This is a genomic window from Candidatus Pelagibacter sp. HIMB1485, from assembly GCF_052048055.1.
In the GTDB taxonomy this organism is placed as follows: Bacteria; Pseudomonadota; Alphaproteobacteria; order Pelagibacterales; family Pelagibacteraceae; genus Pelagibacter.
In genome coordinates, this window is record NZ_JBNAIN010000002.1 from 425,866 (window position 1) to 443,566 (window position 17,701).

The 17,701-nt window shown below is 26.5% G+C and carries 22 protein-coding genes, 2 tRNA genes and 1 rRNA gene; 11 read left to right on the plus strand and 14 right to left on the minus strand.

All coding sequences use genetic code 11. The features are described from left to right. Positions 1–62: 62 nt before the first annotated feature. The 4 genes from rpmE (at position 63) to ACTTA4_RS04720 (ending at position 1,214) form a co-directional block, all read left to right on the plus strand. Entirely contained in the window at positions 63–296 is a 234-nt protein-coding gene (rpmE, locus tag ACTTA4_RS04705; RefSeq protein ID WP_440633730.1) for a 50S ribosomal protein L31, read from the plus strand. Further along, the gene (locus ACTTA4_RS04710) at positions 293–874 is read left to right on the plus strand and encodes a cell cycle transcriptional regulator TrcR (RefSeq protein WP_440633731.1); all 582 of its coding nucleotides are present in this window, start codon (positions 293–295) and stop codon (positions 872–874) included. The genes rpmE and ACTTA4_RS04710 overlap by 4 nt, the downstream gene beginning before the upstream one ends. A gap of 63 nt (positions 875–937) precedes the next feature. Continuing rightward, complete coding sequence (gene rpsU, locus ACTTA4_RS04715; protein ID WP_440634178.1) at positions 938–1,132, plus strand: 30S ribosomal protein S21; 195 nt, start codon at positions 938–940, stop codon at positions 1,130–1,132. 5 nt (positions 1,133–1,137) lie between these two features. Further along, positions 1,138–1,214, plus strand: a tRNA-Met gene (locus ACTTA4_RS04720). 19 nt (positions 1,215–1,233) lie between these two features. Here the strand turns inward: ACTTA4_RS04720 and ACTTA4_RS04725 are convergent. Further along, complete coding sequence (locus ACTTA4_RS04725; RefSeq protein WP_440633732.1) at positions 1,234–2,265, minus strand: radical SAM protein; 1,032 nt, start codon at positions 2,263–2,265, stop codon at positions 1,234–1,236. A 5-nt stretch (positions 2,266–2,270) separates the two neighbouring features. Then, positions 2,271–2,963 (minus strand): glycosyltransferase family 2 protein, encoded by a 693-nt coding sequence (locus ACTTA4_RS04730; RefSeq protein WP_440633733.1) that lies wholly within the window; start codon positions 2,961–2,963, stop codon positions 2,271–2,273. A 317-nt stretch (positions 2,964–3,280) separates the two neighbouring features. Here ACTTA4_RS04730 and ACTTA4_RS04735 point away from each other — a divergent pair, with 317 nt between their 5' ends. Next, positions 3,281–4,372: a hypothetical protein gene (locus ACTTA4_RS04735; RefSeq protein ID WP_440633734.1), complete on the plus strand. Its 1,092-nt coding sequence runs from the start codon at positions 3,281–3,283 to the stop codon at positions 4,370–4,372. 4 nt (positions 4,373–4,376) lie between these two features. On the opposite strand, the gene ACTTA4_RS04740 is transcribed toward ACTTA4_RS04735, so the two are convergent. From ACTTA4_RS04740 to ACTTA4_RS04775, 8 genes are all read right to left on the minus strand, one after another. Continuing rightward, complete coding sequence (locus ACTTA4_RS04740; protein ID WP_440633735.1) at positions 4,377–5,078, minus strand: transaldolase family protein; 702 nt, start codon at positions 5,076–5,078, stop codon at positions 4,377–4,379. 3 nt (positions 5,079–5,081) lie between these two features. Further along, the gene (locus ACTTA4_RS04745; RefSeq protein ID WP_440633736.1) at positions 5,082–6,476 is read right to left on the minus strand and encodes an NAD(P)(+) transhydrogenase (Re/Si-specific) subunit beta; all 1,395 of its coding nucleotides are present in this window, start codon (positions 6,474–6,476) and stop codon (positions 5,082–5,084) included. Between the two features lie 3 nt (positions 6,477–6,479). Beyond that, positions 6,480–6,788 (minus strand): proton-translocating transhydrogenase family protein, encoded by a 309-nt coding sequence (locus ACTTA4_RS04750; RefSeq protein ID WP_440633737.1) that lies wholly within the window; start codon positions 6,786–6,788, stop codon positions 6,480–6,482. Positions 6,789–6,794: 6 nt separating this feature from the next. Next, positions 6,795–7,883 carry a Re/Si-specific NAD(P)(+) transhydrogenase subunit alpha gene (locus ACTTA4_RS04755; RefSeq protein WP_440633738.1) on the minus strand — a complete coding sequence of 363 codons (1,089 nt, stop codon included), beginning with the start codon at positions 7,881–7,883 and terminating at the stop codon, positions 6,795–6,797. 17 nt (positions 7,884–7,900) lie between these two features. Continuing rightward, on the minus strand, positions 7,901–8,011 hold the full coding sequence (locus ACTTA4_RS04760) for an aa3-type cytochrome c oxidase subunit IV (protein WP_440633739.1): 111 nt from the start codon (positions 8,009–8,011) through the stop codon (positions 7,901–7,903). 5 nt (positions 8,012–8,016) lie between these two features. After that, positions 8,017–8,142: a type B 50S ribosomal protein L36 gene (gene ykgO, locus ACTTA4_RS04765; protein WP_075501769.1), complete on the minus strand. Its 126-nt coding sequence runs from the start codon at positions 8,140–8,142 to the stop codon at positions 8,017–8,019. Between the two features lie 14 nt (positions 8,143–8,156). Continuing rightward, a 5S ribosomal RNA gene (rrf, locus tag ACTTA4_RS04770) occupies positions 8,157–8,271 on the minus strand. Between the two features lie 53 nt (positions 8,272–8,324). Beyond that, the gene (locus ACTTA4_RS04775) at positions 8,325–9,503 is read right to left on the minus strand and encodes an O-antigen ligase family protein (RefSeq protein ID WP_440634179.1); all 1,179 of its coding nucleotides are present in this window, start codon (positions 9,501–9,503) and stop codon (positions 8,325–8,327) included. A 66-nt stretch (positions 9,504–9,569) separates the two neighbouring features. On the opposite strand from ACTTA4_RS04775, the gene ACTTA4_RS04780 reads away from it, so the two are divergent. Together ACTTA4_RS04780 and ACTTA4_RS04785 are read left to right on the plus strand one after the other, a co-directional pair. Continuing rightward, positions 9,570–9,707, plus strand: a complete 138-nt coding sequence (locus tag ACTTA4_RS04780) for a hypothetical protein (protein ID WP_440633740.1) — start codon at positions 9,570–9,572, stop codon at positions 9,705–9,707. Continuing rightward, positions 9,704–10,849 carry a salicylate 1-monooxygenase gene (locus tag ACTTA4_RS04785; RefSeq protein ID WP_440633741.1) on the plus strand — a complete coding sequence of 382 codons (1,146 nt, stop codon included), beginning with the start codon at positions 9,704–9,706 and terminating at the stop codon, positions 10,847–10,849. Before ACTTA4_RS04780 ends, ACTTA4_RS04785 begins: the two co-directional genes overlap by 4 nt. Here ACTTA4_RS04785 and ACTTA4_RS04790 read toward each other — a convergent pair. The 3 genes from ACTTA4_RS04790 to ACTTA4_RS04800 all read right to left on the minus strand — a co-directional run bounded on the left by ACTTA4_RS04790 (position 10,846) and on the right by ACTTA4_RS04800 (position 13,297). After that, positions 10,846–11,916 carry a site-specific DNA-methyltransferase gene (locus ACTTA4_RS04790; protein WP_440633742.1) on the minus strand — a complete coding sequence of 357 codons (1,071 nt, stop codon included), beginning with the start codon at positions 11,914–11,916 and terminating at the stop codon, positions 10,846–10,848. The genes ACTTA4_RS04785 and ACTTA4_RS04790 overlap by 4 nt on opposite strands. A 104-nt stretch (positions 11,917–12,020) precedes the next feature. Next, positions 12,021–12,581 carry a ribonuclease HII gene (locus ACTTA4_RS04795; protein WP_440633743.1) on the minus strand — a complete coding sequence of 187 codons (561 nt, stop codon included), beginning with the start codon at positions 12,579–12,581 and terminating at the stop codon, positions 12,021–12,023. After that, a complete protein-coding gene (locus ACTTA4_RS04800) occupies positions 12,581–13,297 on the minus strand; it encodes a uracil-DNA glycosylase (RefSeq protein WP_440633744.1) in 717 nt (238 codons plus the stop codon). Before ACTTA4_RS04800 ends, ACTTA4_RS04795 begins: the two co-directional genes overlap by 1 nt. A 14-nt stretch (positions 13,298–13,311) precedes the next feature. Here ACTTA4_RS04800 and ACTTA4_RS04805 point away from each other — a divergent pair, with 14 nt between their 5' ends. The 4 genes from ACTTA4_RS04805 to ACTTA4_RS04820 all read left to right on the plus strand — a co-directional run bounded on the left by ACTTA4_RS04805 (position 13,312) and on the right by ACTTA4_RS04820 (position 17,227). Next, positions 13,312–15,000: a tetratricopeptide repeat protein gene (locus tag ACTTA4_RS04805; protein ID WP_440633745.1), complete on the plus strand. Its 1,689-nt coding sequence runs from the start codon at positions 13,312–13,314 to the stop codon at positions 14,998–15,000. Beyond that, positions 14,997–15,839, plus strand: coding sequence for a 4-(cytidine 5'-diphospho)-2-C-methyl-D-erythritol kinase (locus ACTTA4_RS04810; protein ID WP_440633746.1), 843 nt, complete (start codon positions 14,997–14,999; stop codon positions 15,837–15,839). The genes ACTTA4_RS04805 and ACTTA4_RS04810 overlap by 4 nt, the downstream gene beginning before the upstream one ends. Positions 15,840–15,873: 34 nt before the next feature. Beyond that, positions 15,874–15,947 (plus strand) — tRNA-Gln (locus ACTTA4_RS04815). 5 nt (positions 15,948–15,952) lie between these two features. Then, on the plus strand, positions 15,953–17,227 hold the full coding sequence (locus ACTTA4_RS04820) for a CCA tRNA nucleotidyltransferase (protein ID WP_440633747.1): 1,275 nt from the start codon (positions 15,953–15,955) through the stop codon (positions 17,225–17,227). On the opposite strand, the gene greA is transcribed toward ACTTA4_RS04820, so the two are convergent. Then, a complete protein-coding gene (gene greA, locus ACTTA4_RS04825; RefSeq protein ID WP_440633748.1) occupies positions 17,224–17,700 on the minus strand; it encodes a transcription elongation factor GreA in 477 nt (158 codons plus the stop codon). The genes ACTTA4_RS04820 and greA overlap by 4 nt on opposite strands. Position 17,701 lies beyond the last annotated feature (1 nt).

The following is a 17,701-nucleotide window of genomic DNA, read 5'->3' on the forward strand; positions in this document are numbered from 1 at the left end:
ATTCTGAAAATTTAAAAAATTTTTTAATTGTTTTAATAAATCCTTTTGCTATAAGGCAGCTCATGAAAAAAAAAATACACCCTAGCTATCATACTATAAAAGTAGAAATGACTGACGGAACTCAGTTTGAAACAAAATCAACTTGGGGCACTGAAGGTGAATTACTTAAACTTGAAATTGATCCAAAATCACACTCTGCTTGGACGGGTGGAAAACAAAAGTTAATGGACAAAGGCAGAATAAGTAAATTCAATAAAAAATTTCAGAATTTTAAATCAGAAAATAAAGTTAAATGACAAATGCCCCACTAATGCCAATGGCTACTGCTGTTTGGTTAGTTGAAAACACAACCTTAACATTCAAGCAGATAGCAGATTTTTGTCAACTTCATGAAGTAGAAATACAAGGTATAGCTGATGGCGAAGTAGCCAAAGGAATTAAAGCTTATAATCCTATTATCTCAGGACAACTTTCTAGGGAAGAAATAGAATTATCATCCAAAGATGAAAATAGACCTTTAAAAATTAAAAGTAGTGACATTGAAATTTCAAATAACGAAAAAAAAATAAAGAAGTATATTCCTCTTTCAAAAAGACAGGATAAGCCTGATTCTGCTTTATGGCTTATTAGACAACACAATATTTTGAAAGATTCACAAATAGCTAAATTGGTAGGAATTACAAAAAATTCTGTAACTTTAATAAGAAATAAAAGTTATTGGAATTACAATAATCTTAACCCTAAAGATCCCGTGGCCTTAAATTTATTCTCTCAAAAAGACCTTGTAGAGGCAATAGGAAAAGCTGAAAGAAGAATTGAGAGAGAAAAAAAGGAAAAGGAGAGAAAAAACAAAATTAATCAAGCAAGCGCATGACAATCAAAACTAATAGACATAAATTAATAAAAATGATAACAAACATTTTTTTCGGAGGTAGTTATTAAAATAGAAGTTAAAGATAATAATGTTGAACAAGCATTAAGAGTATTAAAAAGAAAACTGCAAAGAGACGGTTTTTTTAAAGTTATTAAATTGAAAAATACTTACGAAAAACCTTCTGAAAAGAAAAAAAGAATTCTTCAAGAAAATATTAAAAGAGTTAAAAAGTTAAACAAACTTAGGAATAGAATTTAATATAACGCGGGGTGGAGCAGTCTGGTAGCTCGTCAGGCTCATAACCTGAAGGTCGGCGGTTCAAATCCGTCCCCCGCAACCAATTCTAAAAACAAGTAAATTTACCCAAATAAAAATTTGAAAAACGTTTTAAATGGATGCTGCATTATTGAGTGTGGTGAATAACAATTCATCCAGCACTTTGGACAAAGATTTTTTTTTATTTCATTTTTAATCTTAATAGTATTTTTATCCTCTAAAATTTCATTTATATTTTTTTTTCGAATATTTCCCAATTTGTTCATAAACATGCATGGTTTAACATCTCCATTGGGCATTAGATGTAAAGATGAATTTATGACGTCACAGTTTATAATATTTTTCTTTCTTTTTTCTTTTAAAAATAAGATAGCAATTTTTATATGAAATTTCTCAATTAAGTGTTCCAATTTAGTAATTGGATAATTTTTATAAATATGTTTTAAAGCTTTAAAAATTTCTTCATCCTGTAATTCTTTATTGATTCCATAAATCCCATGATTATGAACAAATGTTACTGCTTTAATTATATTATTATATTTAACATATTTTTCTTTAATAAAATCTGTGTTTAGGTCACTCACTGTGATTCCAAAATTACAATTAATATTATTACTTTTTAATTTATAGTATAAATCAATACACTTTTTATAATTACCCTCTATACCTCTAATTTTATCATGAACATTTTCATCGCCGTCCAAACTAATTGTAACTAACACGTCAAGACCTTTTTGCTTTGCATAATTTGCGTATTCTATTGCTCTATTAACTGCTAAAGCATTAGTAGTAAAAGCTAATATTTTTATATTTTTACAATTAAGTACAAGTGAATCTATCATTTCCTTATAATATTTAACTAATGTAACTTCACCTCCACTTAAAGCTAACCAATATAAACTGGTGTTTAATGATTTAAAAATATTTTCTATCTCAGTCAAATTAATTTCGTTTGAAGGTTTAATTTTCCAAATATCACAAAAGCTGCAACGTGAATTGCATAAATCTGTCAGATTTAAAAGAATTTTATAAGGTAAAATTTTAAGTCCAAATAATTTTTTAAACCAAATTATAATATTGATATAAATAATACTAAGGATTGTTGATAACTTCATGATTACTAAAAAAATTTATACTTAAATAGTGTTCTAATAACAGAAAAACCGTCACTAAATGCAATTTTTTTTCCTTCTAACTTTGACCTAGGTTTATAGTAAATTGGAACTTCATATATCTCATATCCCAACTTAACAACTTTAGTTGAAAATTCCGGATCAAAGCTAAACCCTCTCTCAACTAGATTTAAATCTTTTATAATTTCACTACGAAATACTTTATAGCACGTAAGAGTATCTGTTAATTTTTGATTATTTAAAATATTGAACAATAGTGTTAAGCCCCTATTAATAATATATCTAAAATTATAATTAAATCCTTTTTTTACATCAAAAACTTTCTTTTCCAAAAACCTGCTTCCATAAACAACTGAAACATTTCTTTTGATAAAAGGTTTAATAAGTTTTGGGTAATCTGATGGATCATATTCCAAATCTGCATCCTGAATAATTACAATATCATTTTTAACATATTTTAATGCACATTTAATTGCATATCCCTTCCCATTGTTAACTTCATTGTTAATTATTTTTATTTTATCTACATTTATCTGTTTTAATTTTTGCTTAGTTGAATCAGTAGACCCATCATTTATAACTATAATTTCTTTATTAATTTTTATATTATTAACTTTTTTTATTATTTCGTTAATATAATTTTCTTCATTATATACTGGGATAATAACTGATATATTCATATTATAATGTACGAAAACTATTTAATACTTTTTTATAATAATTTCCATGCAAATTAAGTGAAATATTATTAATCATAGAAATATTAAAATAAAATCTAATGATTGTATTTTTTAAAAGTCTATATGATTATTCTTTTGTGAGTACTCAGAATAAATACTCTTAAAGTGCAGTTCAATTTAATAGCCTAATAGTAATTATATTCTAGATTTTTAACATATAAAATATAAAAAAGGTCATGTAGATGATATTTGAAAAAGCACTAAATTTTTTAGAAAAAAACATAATCTATATAATTTTTTTTATTTATTTCCTATTTATGTTTGTTTGTTACTTTGGTTCAAATTATTTTTTTTTTGTACGAGAAATGGAATTTGGATACCTTACAGGTGGAGACAGTAAAAGATATATAATTGGTTCAGAAAAAATATTAAATTTAGAATTTCCCGATAGAAAGAGCTACTTAGGTTATATGCTATATATTGCTTTTTTTAAATTCTTTAATTTGAATTTAACATACGTAGTCTACTCTCAAATCTTCTTAACCTTTTTATCATCTATATGTATTTATAAAATTTCAATAAAATTATCGTCTAGAGTAGGTGGAATTTTTTGTTTATCTCTTTACTTATTTTATTTCCCTATTCAAGTTTGGAATTTTTATATATTGACCGAAACATTGTTCATTTGTTCGATTATTTTTTTATTATTTTTTTTAATTTTTTTTCAAAAAAAATATATACCTATAATAATTTTTCTATTTATATTTACTGTATCTATTAGACCTCATGGAATAATTTTAATTTTAAGTTTTTTCATGGCTTTTGTCATTTGGATCTATTTGAGAAATAATTTAAAACTTTTTTGGTTTTCAATATTAACAATATGTATTTTATCATACCCAACATTTTTAATATTAAACCTATATATAGCTGATCAAAATATTGAATATCAGATTGCAAACGCTGGAATATTGTGGGGATATAAAGAGTTAAATAGTGGTTTAGAGTTTAAAATGTCTGACAAAAGTAATGGTGATTTATATTCTTTATTAATATTTTTAAAAAATAATGCATATGTTTTTGTAAATTCATTTTTGAAAAAAATATGGTATTTTTTACTTAGAATTAGACCCCACTACTCTGATTTTCACAATTTATATCTAATTATTTTTAATATTATTTATTACCCATTAGCTATTTATGGTTTCATCAAACTAAAATCAAAAAAATCACTAGGAATAATTCTTTTATATTTGCTTATTATATTTTTTACTTTTACTGCTGGGTTTACTTTTGCTGATTGGGATAGCAGATTCTCTCTTTACATTACTCCTTTATTTTTTATTTTAGCAGGTGTTGGTTTTGATGGCTTGACTAATTTAAAAGAAAAATTTTATAAATTTAAATAAATATTTAAGTCAATTTAAACTTTGATTTTTTGCTATCAATTAAAAAAGATTTGACTGTTTCTTTTGTTAATTGATCAAATGATTTTCCAAAATCTTCTATCTTTTCAATTATCTCAGGAGGCACAGTAATTATATGACAACCTAATTGCTTTGCTTGAAGATAGTTATATGGTTCACGAACACTAGCCCACAATATTTCAACATTTTTAAATCCTTTAGCTAATTTGATACTTTTAATAAATTCAGGTAATGGATCTTTTCCAGCATCCCCTGCTCTGCCTGCGAAAATTGATATAATCACTTTTGTTTTTTTATTGATTAATTTCAAAATTTTTTCAGTTTGTTTAGCACTGTAAATAGCTGTTATATTAAGTTTAATATTTTGGTTGCTTAGTTCATTGATAATTTTACCCATAAATTTTCCTTTAGAGTTAACTACAGGAATTTTTACATAAACATTTTTGGCCCATTTACTTATCGCTTTTGCTTGAACTTTCATCTCTTCATACTCGTCCGCAAACACTTCAAGAGATACTGGTTTATTATTACAAATTTTCAAAATTTGTTTTGAATATGATTTGTAATCTTTGGCTCCAGCTCTTCTCATCAAAGTGGGGTTTGTTGTGAATCCTTTTACAATTTTTTTTTTGTTAAATTTTTTAATTTGAGTTAGTTCTGCGATATCGCAAAATATTTTAGTGCTCATAGACTATAAATTTTTAGTTATATCTTCAGTCATTTTTTTTGCATCTGCAAACAACATCAAGGTGTTTTCTTTATAAAACAAATCATTATCAATTCCCGCGTATCCAGGGGATAAACTCCTCTTTACAAATAATACTGACTTACATTTTTCTACATCTAAAACTGGCATTCCATAGATTGGACTTTGTGGATCTGTTTTTGCAACAGGATTCGTAACATCATTTGCTCCTATAACAAAAGCAACATCTGCATTTGCAAAATCATTATTAATTTCCTCTAATTCAAATACTTCATCGTATGGTACATTTGCCTCTGCTAACAATACATTCATATGACCAGGCATACGTCCTGCTACCGGATGGATAGCATAAGAAACCTTAATATCATTTTTCTTTAACGTATCTACCATTTCTCTTAAAGCATGCTGTGCTTGTGCTACTGCCATCCCATAACCAGGAACAATTATAACAGAAGACGCATTTTTCATTAAAAAAGCTGCATCATCGGCATTACCACTTTTTACAGGTCTTTGCTCCTTACTTTGACTTCCAATCGTTTGGTCAGTAGCGCCAAAGCCACCTAATATTACGTTAAAGAATGATCTATTCATCCCCTTACACATAATATAAGAAAGTATAGCTCCAGATGACCCAACTAATGCACCTGTAATAATAAGGGCTGTATTTTCTAAAGTAAATCCAATTCCAGCTGCGGCCCAACCAGAATAAGAATTCAACATTGAAATTACAACTGGCATGTCAGCACCACCAATAGGAATGATAATTAAAAATCCTATTAAAAAAGAAACTGCAATTAATAACCAAAATAAATTTGATGATTGTGTTGAACAAAGAAAAATAGTTAATACTACAATTAATATTAATAATATTGCATTTAACAAATGCTGACCTTTAAAGGTGATAGGTGCACCAGACATTATTCCTTGTAATTTTAAGAATGCTATAACTGATCCAGAAAAAGTAATTGCACCTACTGCCGCTCCTATTGCCATTTCAATTAAACTTGCAAGCTTAATATTGCTAGGTGTACCAAGATTAAATGCAGCAGGATTAATAAATGCTGATATTGCAACAAATACTGCTGCTAACCCAACTAAACTATGAAAGCCTGCAACTAATTCTGGCATTGCTGTCATTGGTATTCGATAAGCTATAAAAGCACCAATGCTTCCTCCAATTGCTAAAAATATTAAAACATAAATAAATCCAGAACTAAAATTATTAACCGAAAGAAAAGTAACGGCTACAGCTATTACCATACCAATTATTCCAAAAAAATTTCCTTGCCTTGAAGTTTCAGGAGAAGATAAACCTCTTAAAGCTAAGATGAATAGTACCCCAGATATCAAATATAAAATTGCTGATAGATTTGCGGACATTGCTTATTTATTCTTTTTCTTTTTTTTATACATAGCAAGCATTCTTTGGGTGACTAAAAATCCGCCAAAAATGTTAACAGCTGCTAAAATAATTGCTAAAAATCCAAAAATACTAGATGATGAGAAAATTACTCCGTCTTTTCCAGATAACGCTGCAATTATTGCACCTACTATTATTACAGAGGAAATTGCATTTGTAACTGACATTAAAGGGGTATGTAATGAAGGTGTTACACTCCATACAACATAATAACCAACAAATATAGATAATATAAATATGCTTAATCTGAATATAAAAGGATCTATTTCCATAAAATACTATTTAATAATTGTTTTATCTATTATTTCATCCTCTAAATTAACATTCAATTTATTATTTTTTTTATCATATAAATTAGAGATAAAATTAAATACATTTTTTGCATACAAATTTGAGGCAGATATAGGTAATTTATTTAATATATTGGCCTCACCTAAAATTTTAACACCTTCTTTCTCAACAACCTCATCGACTTTAGTAAACACTGTATTACCTCCTTGGACTGCCGCTAAATCATAAATAACAGAACCTGGTTGTAAATTTTTAAACATATCTTCTTTAATAATTTTTGGAGCTTCTCGACCTGGAATTAATGCTGTACAAATAATAATATCTATCTTTTTTAATGTTTCAGAAAGTAGCTCTTCTTGCTTTTTTTTAAATTCATCCGATGCTTCTTTTGCATATCCACCCTCAGTTTCTAAATTCTCAGAACCTTCAACTGTAAGAAACTTACCTCCTAAGCTTTCGACTTGTTCTTTCGAAGCCATTCTCACATCTGTTGCAAAAACCACCGCCCCCATTCTTTTGGCAGTTGCAATTGCTTGTAATCCTGCAACACCTGCTCCGACTACTAATACTTTTGCCGCTGGAATTGTTCCAGCTGCAGTCATCATCATCGGAATAGCTCTTTCATATATTTGAAAAGCTTCCACCACCGCTTTGTACCCAGCAAGGTTAGCTTGAGAAGATAAAATATCCATTGATTGTGCTCTTGTAATCCTTGGTAACAACTCTAATGAAAAACAATTTATTTTCTTAGACTTTAAATCTTCTAATTTTTTTTTATTTAAAAAAGCATTTAATGAACCAATCAAAGTTTGATTTTCTTGAAGAAATGATAATTTTTCATCTGATGGCAATACTAATTGAATAATAATATCAGAATTTTTAATTATTTCTTGATCATTACCTAGAAACCTAACATTTACATTTTCATAATCTTGGTCACTAAAACCTAAATGTGTTCCATAATTTTTTGGCAGTATTAAATTAAATCCTAAATCGGTATATTTTTTTGCAATTTCTGGAGTGATAGCTATTCTTTTTTCAATTGCTCTATCTTCTATAATTGATCCTATGTTCATGAATTTATGCTTTTATATTATAAAAGAAATACTGCCATTAAAACTAAAACTAGTACAACTGCAGCAGTGCCCCAAGTAACAAACTTTGTAAAATTATTCCAAGTATTTTTATGGTTTTCATTATCCATAAAGTTTACTTTTGTCTTGCTTTAAACTTTGGGTTAGTTTTATTTATTATGTAAACTCTCCCTCGTCTTCTAACTAATTTAGAATTCAAATCTCTTTTTTTTATTGATTTTAATGAGCTTTTTATTTTCATAACTTAATATCTTAGCCTGGCAATGTCCTACTCTTCCATGTCTTAAGACAAAGTACCATCGGCGCTGAAAGGCTTGACTTCCGAGTTCGGTATGGGATCGGGTATTACACTTTCGCAATAATCACCAGGCAGAGCCTTTTACTTAAAATAAATTAAATAGTAAAGATTAAAATTATTAATTATTAAAGTTTTTTTGTTATTTTAACTGGATTTCTACTCCAAACTATAAAAGGTAAATATAGAATCAATAAAATATTCAACCAATTGCTAAAAACATTTCCAGTAGGTGCAAGAGGCCATAAATATATTGCTATTCCTGAAAGCAAGCATATCTCAAAATCATTGAAATAGTATCTCTTACTAAATTTAAGAAATGCATGTTTTAAAACATACTTAATAAAATAAATAAGTAAAAAAAATAAAAATGAGAAACCGATTAAACCTGTTTCACTTAATATTTGAACATACGTATTATGAGGATGATTAGAACATGGTGCTTTACCAGAAGCATAATTTTTATTATTACAAAAATTTCTATAATTTTTAACTCCCACTCCTAAAAATTTATTGTCTAAATACATTTTATAGGCAGTTAAATAGTAAGTTGTATGCTGTTTAGTGAAAATATAAATTTGATTTTGATTTTGATTTTGATTTTGATTTTTATTTGTTGATGAATTTGTATCTTGAAATATTGAATTTAAATTCATCTCTTTCAAAGTCCTATCAATTACTCTTTCTTTTGCAGTTGGTTTGATAAGACTTATTAATACTAAAAGTATTATACTTATAATTAAGGTAAAAAGTCTTAGTTTGTATAATTTTTTAGAAAATATAATAATGAAAATTGCTGATAAATTTAAATAAAAAAATGCTGTACGATCTCCACTTAGGAATATTATTACTTCTGTTAAAATAAATAATAAAATTGATAAGTAAAAAATTTTATCTCTTTGATTTAAAATTAATATAGATAAGCCAAAAAAAATTGGCCATAATCTACTGAGATAGCTACCTAAAATTTTTTCTTCACCAAAGAAACTTGATGTTCTGCTTGAACTTTTCCATCCAAAAATATTTTCTGTATTAAAATATTGATAAATTCCATCTAAAGTTAATGCAAAAAAGCAGATAAATATACAATAAAAAAAATATTTTATAAATCTATCGTCTTCATTTAAAAAAGCAATTATTGCAATGACAAAAACTCCATATCTAAAATAAAAAAAAGAAATCTTTAAACTGTCTAAATTAAAGTTATTAATTAATGTATTAATTATTAAATAAATCCAGAAAAATAAAAAAAAATAAAAATGTTTATTATTGAAATATGAGTAATTTTTTTTTTTAAGACAATAAATTAAATATAATTAAATAATCCTAAAAATTTTGATAAAGATTTAAATTTTAAAATATCTAATATGAATATGAATATTAAAATTGAATATAAAAAGAAACATAACTTTGACAAAAATATTAATTGGATAAATCCTGCAAAGCTTGAAAATTATGTACTTCCAACATTTACCAAAAAGATAATAAAATTCTTAGAAAGTCAAAAATGAAAAAAATAGCAATTATTGGCGCAGGTATTTCGGGTCTATTTATAGCTAACTTATTTAGAGGAAATAAAGATTATCAAGTCACAATTTATGAAAAAAAAACTTCATTAGAAATAGGAGAAGGTTATGGCATTCAATTATCTGTTAATAGCGTAAAGTTATTAAACAAATTAGGCTTCTCTTCCTTGTCGGACAAAGAGAAATTTAATCCAAAAAAAATTGACTTTTATCAAATTAAAAATTTAAAGAAAATTTGTGATTTAGATATTTCTGAATTTAATTCTGATGATTGTAAGTATACAACATTGAAAAGATCAAAATTACTTCAGTTCCTAATAAATCGACTGGATAACAATACAATCCAGTTTAACTGCAGTTTAGACAAGATAGAATACAGTAATGATTCAATAAATTTAACTTTTGATAAAGAAAAAATAACTTGTGATCATTTAGTTATTTCAGATGGTGTATTTTCAAAAGGAAAGTCACTAATTTCAAATAATAATTCAGAACCAATTTACAATAACACTATCGCTGTTAGAGCCAGTGTATCCAAAGAAAGTCTTGATAATATAAACGAGGAGAATATTTCTTTATTTTTAGGATCAGATTTTCATTATGTATTATATCCACTTAGTAATGATAAAAATTTTAATTTTATTGGTATATTGAAGAATAAGTTAAATTCCGATCAGCAAAAAAACCACAATCTTTGTAATGAAAGTACATTTATTGAGAGCATTAAACAAAAATTATCCGAAAAAATTTCATCAAAAGTATTTCAGAGCCTTGAAGATATTAAATTGTTTCCAGTGTTTGTAAGTAAAAATCCATTTATTCCTCCTAAAAATATTTATTTAGTTGGAGATGCTTTTTTTGCATTCTCTCCTTCTTTTGCTCAGGGAGCCTCACAATCAATAGAAGGAGCTAATCAATTACATGAAGTTATAATTAACCAAAAAAATGATTTTTATAATTCTAGATTAAAGAGAGTGAAAATGATTAATAGAAGATCTGATTTTAATCAATTTGCTTTTCATTTATCAAATCCGATTATGATCTTTTTTAGAAATATTTTTTTAAAGCTTTTGACAAAAAATAAAAAATTTCTGCAAAGTTATTTAGGTAAAATTTATAAAGATTAATTTTTAGAAATTAATCTTTGTCTCAAGTAATCGATTGGGTAGGTTCGTCCATTAATATCACAATGCCAAAATGTCCAACCATTGCAGCTTTCAGCTCCCAAAATAGTAGCTGCAACTTTATGAATAGAACCTTCCGCTTGATTGTGCTTGATGCTACCATCAGCCATTATTCTTGCTGTTATTTTTTTCTTATTATCAAAAATATTTGTTCCAGGCTTAATTATTCCAAGCTCTACCAGCGATCCAAATGGAATTCTTGGTTTTGATCTGTTATTTTTAAGTGTATCCAACAAATCATCTTCAATTGGTTTGGTAGCCTTCAAACGTTCCTCAGCAGCTTTAAAATAATTCTTTTCTTTTTCTATACCAAAATAATTTCTCCCTAGTTTTTTTGCAACTGCAGCAGAAGTTCCAGAACCTAAAAAAGGATCAAGAACTAGATCATTTTTATTTGATGTAGCTAATAAAATTCTATGTAAAAGTGTTTCTGGTTTTTGAGTAGAGTGAATTTTTTTTCCATTTTTTTTAAGTCGTTCAGAACCACTACAAATAGGAAGACTCCAATTAGATCTCATCTGAAGATCATCATTTAAACATTTCAAAGACTGATAATTGAATGTGTATTTTGATTTTTCACTCTTCGAAGCCCAAATTAAAGTCTCATGAGCATTTGTAAATCTTGTGCCTCTAAAGTTAGGCATTGGATTATTTTTATTCCAGATGACATCATTTAGTATCCAGAAACCTAGATTTTGTATTGCAGTTCCTACTCTAAAAATATTATGGTAACTACCTATAACCCAAATAGCTCCATCTTTTTTCAAAATCCTTTTGCATTCATTAAGCCATTCATACGTGAACTCATCGTATTTTTTAAAATTTTCAAATTGATCCCACTTGTCGTTTACAGCGCTGACTTTAGATCTATCTGGTCTAGTCAATTCACCTTTCAATTGTAAATTATATGGAGGGTCAGCAAAAATTAAATCAAAAGTTTCACGTGGAATTTTTTTTAATTCTTCGAGACTGTCTCCGTTAATTATTTTATTTTTAAAATCAGATTTCATTTGTAAAAATTAATTAGACTCCAAATGGATTCTTCGGTCAACCTGTGATTGAAAAAATTGGATTCGATTTGTGTATCGAATTTTAATGATAACTAGATGTAGTATTAAGTTAATCTAGATATAGGAGAGAAAGTTTTTCTATGATGTTTGGTTATGCCTAGTTTCTTTAATGCTTGTAAGTGTTGTTTGGTTCCATATCCAAAATTTTTATCCCAATGATAACCTTTGTTTTTTTTTGATAGAGTAGCAACTAATCTATCTCTTGATACCTTTGCTATTATAGAGGCTGCTGAGATTGAGGGAATTTTTTTATCACCCTTTATGATCGATTTTAATTTATAATTTTTTAATTTTGGAATTTTGTTTCCATCTATTAGTACAAGAGTTGGTTTTTTTGTTAATTTTAATATAGCTCTTTTCATAGCTAGTAAACTTGCATTTAGTATATTGAGTTTTTCAATCTCACTAACAGAAGCTTTGCCTAATGACCAAATTGAATTTTTTTTTATATAATTAAAAAGGTATTCTCTCTTTTTTTTACTCAACACTTTTGAGTCTTTTAAAATTTTTGGATCCACAGATTTTTTTAGAATGACAGCAGCAGCATAAACAGGACCTATTAAACTACCTCTGCCGACCTCATCAACACCAGCTATTAATTTCATTAAATTGTTAATTTTAACTCTTTTACTTTTTCTCTTATTTTTTTTAAATCTTCCCAAGAATATTTTTTGTTATCTGGATATCTAATTAAATAAGAAGGATTAAAAGTTATCATTAAAGGATAAGTATTATTATTTAAAATTATTTCCTTCCATTTACCTCTTTCTGAAGATATTTTTTCATTAATCCCAGTAACAGCTTCCATAGCTGTGCTACCCATTAATATTATAATTTTGGGATCAATAATAGATATATGTTCTTTTAAAAAGTTTGAGTAACGTTTAATTTCTTGTGAAGTTGGTTTTCTATCCTCTGGTGGTCTAAAATTTATTGCATAACTTGTATAAATATTTTCTCTTTTAATATTTATTGCTATTAACATTTTGTCTAAAAGCTCTCCACTTTCTCCTTTAAAAGGGTTTCCAACTTTGTCTTCAATTTCACCTGGAGCTTCTCCGATTAACATTATAGGACTATCGATATTTCCTTCTCCAAGAACAATATTTTTGGAATTATCTCTTAGTTTGCAATTTTCAATTGAATTTAATTGTTTCTTTAGATTTTCTAATAAATCTTGTTTATTTCTTTGATTGATATCACTTTCTTTTTTGACCTCAGAAAACCTATTGATAGGTTTTTTATCAAATACAAAATTGGATTCTATTGTATTTATTAATTCTTCGTTTAATTTGTCGTTTTGATTTATCAATTTTTTCACCTTACAAGGATTAAATGATATCTAAAATATTTAAAATCATATTATTATTAGTGTTATCCTATCAGACACCCGTTTATTCTAAAAGTACAAGTTTTAATGATTTCAACTCAAGAGATTTATCTAATTATTTTTCAGGTATTATAGCTTATGAAAATAGAGATAATTCAGAAGCTTTAAAATATTTCAATTTAAGTAAAGTTTTACTAAACAGTCATGACAATTATTTAAAAAGATACGTTAATTCTCTTGTATTGGAAAATAAAGTAGCGCAAGCAATTAATGTTATAAAAAATAACTCAAAAAAAAGTAACTCCGATTTTTTTGATGCATATGTTTTATTAATAATTGATAGTTTGAAAAAAAATGATTTTGATAAAGCTGATATTTACTTAAATCAAAGTTTGAGATTTCAGGAAGAAAATAGAATTAATCTAGTAATTTTTGAGACTTTAAAGCAGTACATTTACACTTTTAAAAATAAAAAACTTTTACCTAATAAGAAAAATTTTGGAAACTTATCATTAATAGCTGAGGCATTTCAAAGATGTCATTATAATGATCAAAGAACCAGCTCTTTCTTTTTAAATTTAATTAATAGTCAACAAGGTGATTATTCAAGATATATATTTTTTTATATAAATTATCTTATTCAGAATAAGGAGTTTGATCAGGCAAAGTCAGTAATTGATCAAATTGATTATATTGGCTCAACACTTTTATTAACTCAAACCAAAAGCTGGATAGACAATAATAAGTTTAAAAGTTTTGAAAAAATTTTCTCATGTGGAAACCACAATGATATAATTAGTGAATTTTTATTTTTGATATCAAATCTTTATTCATCACAAGATAATTTTGAAAAATCAAATTTTTATTTAAATTTATCAATATACTTAAATCCTAAATTTGAATTTAATTTATCTCTTGTTGCAGAAAATTTCTTTGCAGATGGTGAATACAACAAGGTAAAAAAAATAGTAAGAAAATTTAAAGAGACTGATGAGTTTTATTATTGGTTTAGAGTTAAAAAAGAAGCGCAAATAATAGTGAAAGAACAAAATTATGAAAAGGGCACAAGCTATATCGAGTCTAAATTTAAAAATATTGAAAAACCTAATCCAAAGATGATTTTTGATTTAGCGAATTTTTACAAAAACTCTAAAAATTATGAACTTGCAATTGATAATTATTCAAGATTAATCTCCTCACTAGATGATACATCTGTAATTAAATCAGATATTTTATATCGAAGAGGTGGGAGTTACGAAAGATTAGGTAATTATGAGAAGTCAGATGAAGATTTACTTCATGCTTTGAGAATAAGACCTAATGATGCATACGTCCTAAATTATCTTGCTTATTCCTGGTTAGAACGTGATTACAAAATAGATGAAGCGATGGAAATGTTAAAAATAGCATATGATTTAAAAAGTAATGATCCCTATATTATAGACTCAATTGGTTGGGCTTATTTCTTGATAGACGAATATAAAGAAGCAGAAAAATATTTAAAAAGAGCTGTAGAATTAATGCCTGATGACCCAATCGTAAATGATCATTACGGAGATATATTGTGGAATCTAGATCAAAAAATTCAGGCGAGATATTTTTGGAATAGTGTGTTGAGCTTTGATGACACTGAAGATGATATGAGAGAAAATATAAACAAAAAATTGATTACTGGCTTAAAATCTGTTCAATGAAATTAAATTTAAAGTCTCATGCTAAAATCAATTTAGCACTCAATGTAACTGGAAAAAATAAATCATTACATAAAATTGAAAGTATCATTAGTTTTATTGATTTGTATGATGTTATTTCAATAAAAAAAACAGGAGGTGAAAAACATAATATTTCTTTTCATGGGAAATTTGCGAAAGGTATTGGAAAAAAAAATACTGTTCAAAAACTCTTTCAAATATTAGATCGAGAAAAATTATTAATAAATCAAAAATTTAGAGTTTCTATAACAAAGAATATTCCTCAAAAAGCAGGACTTGGTGGTGGTTCTATAAATGCTGCGAGTATTTTAAATTTTTTAAATAAAAAAAAGGAAATTAAAATTAGTAAAAAAAAAATTTTGGAGATTTGCTCTGAAATAGGGTCTGATGTTATTTTAGGTATAGATCCGTCTAGCTCAGTTTTACTTTCAAACAATAAAATTAAAAAATTTTTAAATTGCCCAATTTTAAATATGCTTTTAATAAAGCCTAATTTTGGTTGTGCGACAAAAAAAATTTATTCCAATGTTACAAATTTTACAAAACCAAAATTTAACAATCCAAAAAAAAATATGTTTGGTTACAAATTTTTAAAAAATCAAAGTAATACCTTAGAAGATGTTGCAATTTCAAAATACCCACAAATAAAAAAGATTAAGTTATTTTTAGAAAAGACTAATAATCCTGAGTTTGTAAGAATGACTGGGTCTGGATCTACAGTTATTGCGTACTATAAATCAGTCAAAGACTGTAATGTAGCAAAAGTTCAATTTAAGAGGAAATTTAAAAATTGTTGGTTGTATGTATCAAAAACTATATAAATTTATTTTTTTTGTGTTATAGGAACTATAATATTGGGGCGTAGCCAAGCGGTAAGGCACGGGTTTTTGGTACCTGCATCCTAGGTTCGAATCCTAGCGCCCCAGCCATATATATGGATAAATTTTTAGATAAAATTTTTTTTAGGTCCAAAAATCTTAATTATATTAGCAAAAATATAAAAAATATATCCCACAACACTCCTGCAAAAAAAATTTTTGAAGCAATCAACAATTATTCTGAAAATAGTGAATTAAGATTTGTTGGAGGATGTATTAGAAAAATTATAAATCGAGAAGAAGTAGATGACATTGATTTAGCATCTAACATTACTCCAGATGAAGTTTGTGATGCATTAAATAAACACCAAATTAAATTTTTTGAGTCAGGTAAAGAACACGGCACAATAACTGCAGTAATAAATGAAAAAAACTATGAAATTACTTCACTTAGAAAAGACGTTGCTACAGACGGAAGACATGCGAAAGTTGAATTTACCTCTGATTGGAAAGAAGACTCAAAAAGAAGAGATTTCACTATTAATGCTATTTACTCAGATAGTTTAGGAAATTTATTTGATCCACAAAATGGTAAGCTAGATTTAAATAAAGGTGTTTTAAAATTTATTGGAGATCCAGAGAAAAGAATTCAAGAGGATTATTTAAGAATATTAAGATACTTTCGTTTTCATATTAATTACTCAAACGAAAATCATAAAACAGAGATAATTAAAATATTTAAAAAAAATATCAAAGGTATTTCAAACTTATCTGCAGAAAGATTATTAGATGAATTTAAAAAAATAGTTAAATCAAAAAATTTTCTCAAATTATTTCAAGATCAACAAAGTTTAGAAATATTAGAAATAGTATTTCCACAATTTAAAAATATTAATCATTTTAAGAAGCTAAATTCATTTATTTCTAAAGTTATTAGCAACTTTGATTTTATTTTTATAATTGCATTATTGATCATTGATGAAACAGACAATACTGATTATTTTATTTACAAATTTAAAACCTCAAAAAAAGATCAAAAGAGGCTCAAATTAATTCATTATTTTTTCAAAGAAAATGTGAATATTAAAAGTTTTACAGAAAAAAACTTTAATAAAATATTTTACTATAATGGCAGACAAACTGTAATTGATATAATTAATTTTAAATTGTTCTTTTCAAGTAAGGTAGAAAATAAATTATTAAAATTACTTAAAATTTATGAAAATAAAACATTGCCTGAATTAAAAATTGGAGCAAATATTTTAATGTCTAAGTATAAAATTCCTGAGGGTAAAATTTTAGGTAATAAATTAAAACTTATTGAAGAAACCTGGGTTCAAAATGGATTTCAAATTTCAGATAAACAAGTTGAAAAAATTGTAAAAAATTAAATATATTTAACGTCTTTAATTTCAAAATTCTTTGTGCCAGAGGGGGTGTTTATTTCCACAAGATCACTTTTATTCTTACCTATTAATCCTTTTCCAATTGGTGACTGAAAGAAAATTAATTTTTGTTTTAAGTCAGCCTCATCTTTTCCAACAATTTTATAATTTATTTTTTCTCCACTATCTAAGTCTTCTAAATATACAGTTGATCCGAAAATTACTTTGCCCTCATTATTTAATTTAGTTACATCAATTACATTAGCTCTAGCTATTATGTCGTTTATTTCAGTAATCCTTCCCTCATTGTGAGACTGTTCTTCCTTTGCAGCATGATATTCTGCATTTTCTTTGAGATCTCCATGCGATCTTGCTTCAGCAATTGCAGCAACTATTTCAGGTCTTTTCTTTTCTTTTAAAAAAATGAGTTCTTCCTCTAATTTTTTAAGACCATTTGAAGTTATAGGTTCTTTTTCCATT

Coding starts and splice junctions, on each gene's coding strand:
- rpmE (WP_440633730.1), top strand. CDS start 63: ATGAAAAAAAAAATACACCCTAGCTATCATACTATAAAAGTAGAAATG.
- ACTTA4_RS04710 (WP_440633731.1), top strand. CDS start 293: ATGACAAATGCCCCACTAATGCCAATGGCTACTGCTGTTTGGTTAGTT.
- ACTTA4_RS04725 (WP_440633732.1), bottom strand. CDS start 2,265: ATGAAGTTATCAACAATCCTTAGTATTATTTATATCAATATTATAATT.
- ACTTA4_RS04730 (WP_440633733.1), bottom strand. CDS start 2,963: ATGAATATATCAGTTATTATCCCAGTATATAATGAAGAAAATTATATT.
- ACTTA4_RS04735 (WP_440633734.1), top strand. CDS start 3,281: ATGTTTGTTTGTTACTTTGGTTCAAATTATTTTTTTTTTGTACGAGAA.
- ACTTA4_RS04740 (WP_440633735.1), bottom strand. CDS start 5,078: ATGAGCACTAAAATATTTTGCGATATCGCAGAACTAACTCAAATTAAA.
- ACTTA4_RS04745 (WP_440633736.1), bottom strand. CDS start 6,476: ATGTCCGCAAATCTATCAGCAATTTTATATTTGATATCTGGGGTACTA.
- ACTTA4_RS04750 (WP_440633737.1), bottom strand. CDS start 6,788: ATGGAAATAGATCCTTTTATATTCAGATTAAGCATATTTATATTATCT.
- ACTTA4_RS04755 (WP_440633738.1), bottom strand. CDS start 7,883: ATGAACATAGGATCAATTATAGAAGATAGAGCAATTGAAAAAAGAATA.
- ACTTA4_RS04760 (WP_440633739.1), bottom strand. CDS start 8,011: ATGGATAATGAAAACCATAAAAATACTTGGAATAATTTTACAAAGTTT.
- ykgO (WP_075501769.1), bottom strand. CDS start 8,142: ATGAAAATAAAAAGCTCATTAAAATCAATAAAAAAAAGAGATTTGAAT.
- ACTTA4_RS04780 (WP_440633740.1), top strand. CDS start 9,570: ATGAATATTAAAATTGAATATAAAAAGAAACATAACTTTGACAAAAAT.
- ACTTA4_RS04785 (WP_440633741.1), top strand. CDS start 9,704: ATGAAAAAAATAGCAATTATTGGCGCAGGTATTTCGGGTCTATTTATA.
- ACTTA4_RS04790 (WP_440633742.1), bottom strand. CDS start 11,916: ATGAAATCTGATTTTAAAAATAAAATAATTAACGGAGACAGTCTCGAA.
- ACTTA4_RS04795 (WP_440633743.1), bottom strand. CDS start 12,581: ATGAAATTAATAGCTGGTGTTGATGAGGTCGGCAGAGGTAGTTTAATA.
- ACTTA4_RS04805 (WP_440633745.1), top strand. CDS start 13,312: ATGATATCTAAAATATTTAAAATCATATTATTATTAGTGTTATCCTAT.
- ACTTA4_RS04810 (WP_440633746.1), top strand. CDS start 14,997: ATGAAATTAAATTTAAAGTCTCATGCTAAAATCAATTTAGCACTCAAT.
- ACTTA4_RS04820 (WP_440633747.1), top strand. CDS start 15,953: ATGGATAAATTTTTAGATAAAATTTTTTTTAGGTCCAAAAATCTTAAT.
- greA (WP_440633748.1), bottom strand. CDS start 17,700: ATGGAAAAAGAACCTATAACTTCAAATGGTCTTAAAAAATTAGAGGAA.